Annotated in this window: 3 protein-coding genes; all 3 read left to right on the forward strand. The window is 72.7% G+C overall.

Annotation, left to right across the window (positions count from 1 at the left end; translation table 11 throughout):
* The coding region (locus H5J26_RS26340; RefSeq protein WP_235981141.1) for a condensation domain-containing protein at positions 1 to 3,309 on the forward strand (3,309 nt) is incomplete at its 5' end.
* A gap of 45 nt (positions 3,310 to 3,354) precedes the next feature.
* Positions 3,355 to 4,323: a 3-hydroxyacyl-CoA dehydrogenase family protein gene (locus H5J26_RS32320; RefSeq protein ID WP_309238076.1), complete on the forward strand. Its 969-nt coding sequence runs from the start codon at positions 3,355 to 3,357 to the stop codon at positions 4,321 to 4,323.
* A partial coding sequence (locus H5J26_RS26350; RefSeq protein ID WP_181768468.1) for a non-ribosomal peptide synthetase occupies positions 4,316 to 7,206 on the forward strand: 2,891 nt, incomplete at its 3' end. The genes H5J26_RS32320 and H5J26_RS26350, both read left to right, overlap by 8 nt.

Below are 7,206 nucleotides of genomic sequence, written 5' to 3' on the forward strand. Positions count from 1 at the left end.
CGGGAGCCGCAGCCCGAGCTTGAGGCCGAGCCCGAGCCCGAGGTGCACGCGCCACAACCGCTGCCCGCTCCCTCGGCGTCCGGCCTCGAGACGTCCGCCGCGAAGCCGGAGCAGGCCGAGGCCCAGGAGCCCGCCGCGGAAGCCGTGCCCGTCGCCGACCCCGCGCAGGGCGAGGACGAGGCGGACGAGGTACTGGCGTGGCTGCGCGGGACCCTCGCCGAACTGCTCTACGCCGAGCATGTCGCCGCCGACGCCGACTACTTCTCCATCGGCGGCAACTCCGTCATCGCGCTGCAGCTCATCGAGCGAGTGATCACGCGCTACAGCGCGTCGCTCAAGCTGGTGGACATCTACACCCACCCCTGTGTCGCGGATCTGGCCCGCGCCATCACCGAGCGCATGCCCGGGACACCGGGGGAGGCCGGGCAGCAGCAGGGGACGCCGGAGCGGAGCACCGGAGAGGCGGAGACCTCCTCCGGGGACGTGCACCCGTTGCCGCCGATCCGTCCCGGACAGGAGCCCACGCTCTCCTACGGGCAGGAACGCATGTGGTTCCACCACCAGTTGGACCCGAGCACCACGCTCTACAACCTGCCGGGCGCCTCCCGGCTCAGCGGCGAACCCGACCTGGAAGCGCTGCGGCTGGCCTGGGAGGACCTCGCCCAGCGGCAGCAGGCCCTGCGTTCGAACTTCGCCGAGGTCGACGGCAGGCCGCAGCTCGTCATACGTCCTGAACTCGGGGACTTCTTCCGCGTCCTGGACGTCTCCGGCGAGGCGGACCCGGAGAGCGCGGCCCGAGCGGCCGTGCAGGCGGAGACGCACTGGGTCTTCGACGTGGCCCGCGACTCGCTGGTGCGGGTGACGGTCGTACGCATCGGGCCGGGCGACTACCTCTTCTGCTGGACGATGCACCACGGGGTGAACGACGGCTGGGCGCCGCAGATCCTGATGGGCGAACTCCTCCAGTTCTACGAGGCCCGCTGCGAGGGCCGTGTCCACCGGCCGGAACCGCTGCCCGTGCAGTACAGCGACTACGCCCGCTGGCAGCGCGACCTGCTGGAGGGGTCCCTGCTCGACGGCGAACTCGACTACTGGCGTGAGCAGTTGCTCGATCCGCCCGCGCTGGAGCTGCCCACCGACCGGCCGCGTCCGGCACGCATGGACTACGCGGGCGCGACGATGGGCTTCACCATCCCGGGCGAACTCGTCGAGCGGCTGCGGGCCGTCGGCAGCCGTGAGACCGCCACCTTGTTCATGGTGATCCTCACCGGTCTGAACGTGCTGCTCTCCCGCTGGTCGGGGCAGCGCGACATCGTCGTCGGCACCCCCACCATCGGACGCAGCCGACCCGAACTGTGGGGCGTGCTGGGCTTCTTCAACAACACCATCGCGCTTCGCAACGACCTGTCCGGGGACGCCGGCTTCCGCGAACTGCTGCGCCGCGTCCGCGCGGTGGTGCTGGGCGCGATGGAGCACCAGGAAATCCCGTTCGACAGGGTGGTGCGGGAGGTCGCACCGGACCGCGACCCGAGCCGGAACCCGATCTTCGACGTGATGTACGTCCATCAGACGCTGCCGCCGAACTTCTCCTTCGGCGAGAGCACGTTCAACCCCGGGCGCCCCGGCGGCGAGGAGGACGAGACACCGCTCTTCCCCGGACTTCCCCCGGGTACGGCCAAGTTCGACCTCACCGTCGTCGTCGCGGAGCGGCCGGACGTCGACGACCTCGAAGTCGCCCTGGAGTACAGCACCCAGCTCTTCGACGCCTCCACCGTCGCGGCGATGACCGACTCGCTGCTGGCCCTGCTGTGGGCAGCGACCGAGAACGAGGACCTCGACCACAGGGAGCTGCCCGCCGGCCCGCCCGCCGCCCGGACGCAGAGCAGCGTGCCCGCGGGGGACACCGCCCGTACGGACGTCACCCCCCAACTGGCCGCGCCCGAGCCGGAGTCCGCCCCGGAATCCCGACCGCAGGGCGACGGGGTCTCCGCGTGCCTGAAGCTGCGCGGAGAGGTCGACGCCGAGGCGCTGCGGGCGGCGTTCGACGACCTGACGGAGCGGCATGACGTGCTGCGCACCCGCTTCCCGGTTCCGACGGAAGCGACCCTCTCGCCCTTCGCGCGCGCTCCCAGGACCCCGGCCGCCGGCTTCTTCACCACGGTGGACGTCTCCGGGCGCACCGACCCGGCCGCCGCGGCACGGGACCTGGCCCGGGATCACGGCCGTACGGCGATCGACCCGGTCACGGGATCACCGCTGAGGGCACTGCTGGTGACGACGGGCGTCGCCGAACACGTCCTCGTCGTCACGACGCACCGCGAGGTCTACGACGGGGCCCAGCCCGCGGTCTTCTTCAGCGACCTGTTCTCCTTCTACGGAGCGCACTCGGGCGGAGCCGCACAGGGACCGGCCACGCTTCCGGTCTCCTACAACGACTACGCTCAGTGGCAGCGCAACCTGCGGGCCGACGGCTTGCTTGACGGGCAACTCGCCTACTGGCAAGGCGCATTGAGCGGCTTGAAGGCATTCGAGACCCCGTCCGACAGGCCGCGGCCGATGACCGGCACCCACGAGAGCGCCTCCCACGAGTTCCGCATCCCGGCCTCCCTGGCCTCCGAACTCGCCCGCAACGGCGCGCGGGAGGGCCTGCTGGCGGGCATCGCCGCGCTGCTCTCCCTGCGATCGGGAACGGACGAGGTGGTCATCGGTCTCACCGAGGCGGCCCCCGACCCCGATTCGGCTCCCGACGCGGGCGCCAGGCCACGTCTCGGCGAACTGATCGGCCCGTTCGCCAACCCGCTGGCGCTGCGCATCGACACTGCCGACGATCCCGGCCTGAACACCCTCACCACCCGCGTCCACGACGTGATCGCGGCCGCCGAGGGACACGGGGACGTGCCCTTCCAGGACGTCGTACGGGCCCTTCGGCTGCCCGGACAGCCGGGAAGGGCACCGGTCTTCGACGTCACCTACGCCCACCACCGGCTGCCGCAGACCCTCGGCCGCGAGGCGGGTCTCGAGGTGAGCCCGGTGCGGTGGCCGGGGACTGGCGCAGCGCGGCTGACGATGCCGGTGGACGCCGGAGGCGCGGGCGGCGCAGGCGGGCACGACCTGGCCTGGTCCGTCGTCGAAGGCCCGGAACCGGGCGAACTGAACGTCTGCGTGGACTACCGGACGGAGATGTTCGACGCCGCCACGGTGGCCGCCATGGCCGACGGCCTCGTCACGCTGCTCGGCACGGGATGCCGGGAGCCCGGCGCACCGCTGAGCGAGCTCTGGCTCCCGGGCACCTCGCCGTACGCCGACTGACCTCCCCGACCTCGAGAGCAACGGAAAGAAAGGGACCCCGCGACCGTGGGCGAACGCAAGGACATCGAGCCGGCAGCGCCGGTGGGCGTCGTCGGCGCCGGCACCATGGGGGCCGGCGTGGCCCAGTGCTTCGCACAGGCCGGCCACCCCGTGGTGGTCGTCGACCCCGATGCGCAGGCGCGTCGCGACGGGGCGTCGAGGCTTCGCGCGGGACTGCGCCTGCGGAGTCTGCTGCGGGGGAGACAGACGGCGGGCCGGGCGGGGGAGACGGGGAACTCGCCTGCCGCCGAAGGGACTTCAGGAGCCGGGTCGCCCCCGGATCCGGCGAGCCTCGTGGAGTTCTCGGCGGAGATCTCCGACCTGGCCGGCGCCTCCTTCGTCGTCGAGTGCGCGCGGGAGCGGGTGGCCGTCAAGGAGGAGATCCTGCGTGCCCTGGACGAGGTGTGCCGCCCGGAGACCGTCTTCGCGTCGTGCACCTCAGCCATCCCGATCGCGAGGCTCGGGTCCTTCACCGGCCGGCCCGACCGGGTCGTCGGCACTCACTTCATGAACCCCGCACCGCTCAAGGACGCGGTGGAGGTGGTCCGTTCGCCGCACACGAGCGAGGACACCCTCGCGATCACGCTGGGCGTCCTGGAGCGCCTCGGCAAGAAGCCCGTCGTCGTGGGGGACGGGCCCGGGTTCGTGACCAACCGCGTCCTGATGCTGACCGTCAACGAGGCGGCGACCGTCCTGGAAGCGGGCACCGCCGACGCCGAGACCGTCGACAAGATCTTCCGGGAGTGCTTCGGCCACCCGATGGGCCCGCTGCGCACCGGCGACCTCATCGGACTCGACACCATCGTCGACACCCTCGACGTCCTGCGCGAGCACACCGGCGACGAACGCTTCCGGCCCTGCGACCTGCTTCAGAAGCTCGTCGCGGACGGCAAGGTCGGCCACAAGGCCGGCATCGGTTTCCACCACCATCCCAAGAGCCCGCTCGTCCCACGGGGAGACACCAGTCATGGCTGACCACCACACTGCGCGCATCCCGATGTCCGCCGCCGGCCGGGAGGTCTGGCGAGAGGCGGCGTCCGGCCGCAGGACGCAGGGCCCGTACGTCGCCGAAGTCGTCGAGATCCGCGGTCCGTTGGACACCTCGCTCTTCGAGGACGCGGTGCGTGTCGTCACCGCCGAGAGCGAGGCGCTCCGCCTCGGTTTCGGGGACGCGCACGGCGAGGACGCGCCGCACCTGGAGGCGTCCGGCGAGTTCCCGCTCCGGCACGTGGACCTCAGCGACGAGCCCGACCCCCGCGCGGCCGCGGAGGAGTGGGAACGCGGGGAGCTTGAGCGGCCGTCGCAGGACGCGGCGTCCGCACAGGCGCTGATCCGGCTCTCCGCGGACCGCTTCCGCTGGTTCCACCGCCACCACCTCTCGGTGCTCGACGGCTTCGGCTGCGCGCTGGTCACCCGTCGCGTCGCCGAGGTGTACACGGGGCGGAGCGAGGGCTGGCCGCACGAGGACGGCAAGCTCGTCCCGCTGTCGCTCCTGGAGACCGAGGAGTCGGAGTACCGCGTCTCCGACGAGCACCGCACGGACCGGGAGTTCTGGCTGAAGCGGTACGCCGACCGGCCCGAGCCGCTCTCACTCGCCACCGGCGCTCCCTCGGACCCGCACTCGCAGGAGCCCGCGCGTTCGCAGACGGCCGCGCTCCCCGCCGAGTTGAGCGCACAGGTGCGCGCGGTCACCCGGCACACCGGGACCGACCCCGGCCCGGTGCTGCTGGCAGCCGTCGCCGCGTACGTCCACCGGGTGACCGGAGGCACGGACGTGGTGCTGGGCCTGCCCGTCGACGGCCGCACGAGCCGGGCGTCACGGCGCGTCCCGGCCGCCGCCGAGGACGTCGCCGCGCTGCGTGTGACCGTCCGGTCCGGCAGCGGTTTCACCCATCTCGTCCGGAAGGTGGCGCACGAGAGCCGAAGGGTGCGGCGCCATCAGCGGTTCCGGCACGAGGAGTTGCGCCGCGAACTCGGCGACGGAGAGTCCCGCGAACCCGGGTCGAGCGCCTCGCACCCCGACCTGTACGGGCCTGTCGTCGACGTCCGTACCAACACCCACGAGGTCCGCTTCGGCGACCACCCGGCGGCGGTCCGCCGGGTCGGCGCGGACGACCCCGTGGATCTGCGCGTCGTCATCGACGAGGACCCTGCCGGCCGAACGCTGCGGATCACCTTCACCGGCGCCGCCGACCGCTACACCGCCGCCGAACTCGACGCGCACAGCGAACGGTTCCGGCGTCTGCTGGCCGGGGCCGTGACCTCTCCGGACCGTCCGGTCGGGGCGTTCGACCTGCTGGGTGCCGACGAGCGGCGGAAGGTCCTCTCCTGGTCGCGCGGGACGGGCGAGCCCAGGCCGCCCGCTTCCACGCTGCCCGAACTGCTCGACGCCTCCGTGGCACGGCACCCCGACGCCGTCGCCGTCGAGGACGGTGGGCAGAGCCTGACCTACCGCCAACTGGACGAGCGGGCCAACAGGTTGGCCCGCCTGCTCGTCGCCCGTGGCGCCGGCCCCGAGCGCGTGGTCGGCCTGATGCTGCCGAGGTCGGCCGAGACCGTCGTCGCGATGCTCGCCGTACTCAAGGCCGGTGCCGCGTACCTGCCGCTGGACCCGGGCTACCCGGCTGAGCGCCTGCGCTTCATGGTCCGCGACGCGCGCCCTTCCTGCGTGCTGACGGACACCGCCGGTGCGGACCGGGGTGTCGCCGGAGCCGGTGCCGTCGTCCTTGACGCCGCGGGGACCGCGGAGGAGCTGGGCCACCTGTCCCCGGCCCCGCTCACCGACGCGGACCGGGCCGTACGGCTCTCCCCTTCCCACCCCGCCTACGTCATCTACACGTCCGGGTCCAGCGGCACCCCCAAGGGCGTCGTCGTCCCCCACAGCAACGTCCTCGCCCTGATCGCCTGGGCGCGCGAGGAGTTCGGTCCGGAGAGCCTGGCCCACACGCTGGCCGCCACCTCGTTCAGCTTCGACGTCTCGGTCGCGGAGATCTTCCCCGCGCTCGCGGCCGGCGGACGTGTCGAGGTGGTCAGGGACCTGCTGTCGCTGATGGACGGCGACCCGCCGCGCTGGTCCGGCGGGCTCGTGTGCGCGATCCCGTCGGTCCTGGCCAAGCTCACCGAGTACGGCGACCTCGACCTGTCGGCCACGACGCTGTCGATGGCGGGGGAGGCGCTTCCCGCCGCGCTCACCGAACGCGTGCGCAGGACGATGCGCGGCACGAGGCTCCTGAACGTCTACGGGCCCACCGAGGCCACCGTGTACGCGACGGCATGGGCGGACGACTCGTCGGAGGCTGCGACTGCGGCCCCGCCCATCGGCCGCCCCCTGAGCCACGTGCGCACCTACGTCCTGGACGGAGCGCTCCAGCCGGTGGAGCCCGGACGGCCCGGCGAGCTCTACCTCGCCGGCGCCGGACTGGCCCGTGGCTATCTGCGCAGGCCCGGCCTGAGCGCGGACCGCTTCGTGGCGGACCCGTTCGGGGCGCCCGGTGAGCGCATGTACCGCACCGGCGACCTCGTGCGCTGGCGCGAGGACGGGCAGCTCGACTTCCTCGGCCGCATCGACGATCAGGTCAAGTTCCGTGGTTTCCGTATCGAGTTGGGCGAGGTGGAGTCCGTACTCGCCCGGCACACCGACGTCTCCGAGGCGGTCTGCGCGGTACGGCGCGACAAGCACGGCGAGCCCAGGCTCGTCGCCCACGTGGTGCCCGCGGCGGGCGGGAGCACGAGCCCCGAGGCGCTGCGCGAATGGCTGACCGAGCGGCTTCCCGCTTACCTGGTTCCGGGGCTCGTCACGATGGTGGACGAGCTGCCGCGTACACCCAGCGGCAAGCTCGACCGCGACGCCTTGCCGGA

It is taken from the genome of Streptomyces albidus (ex Kaewkla and Franco 2022), assembly GCF_013870515.1.
Taxonomy (GTDB): Bacteria; Actinomycetota; Actinomycetes; order Streptomycetales; family Streptomycetaceae; genus Streptomyces; species Streptomyces albidus.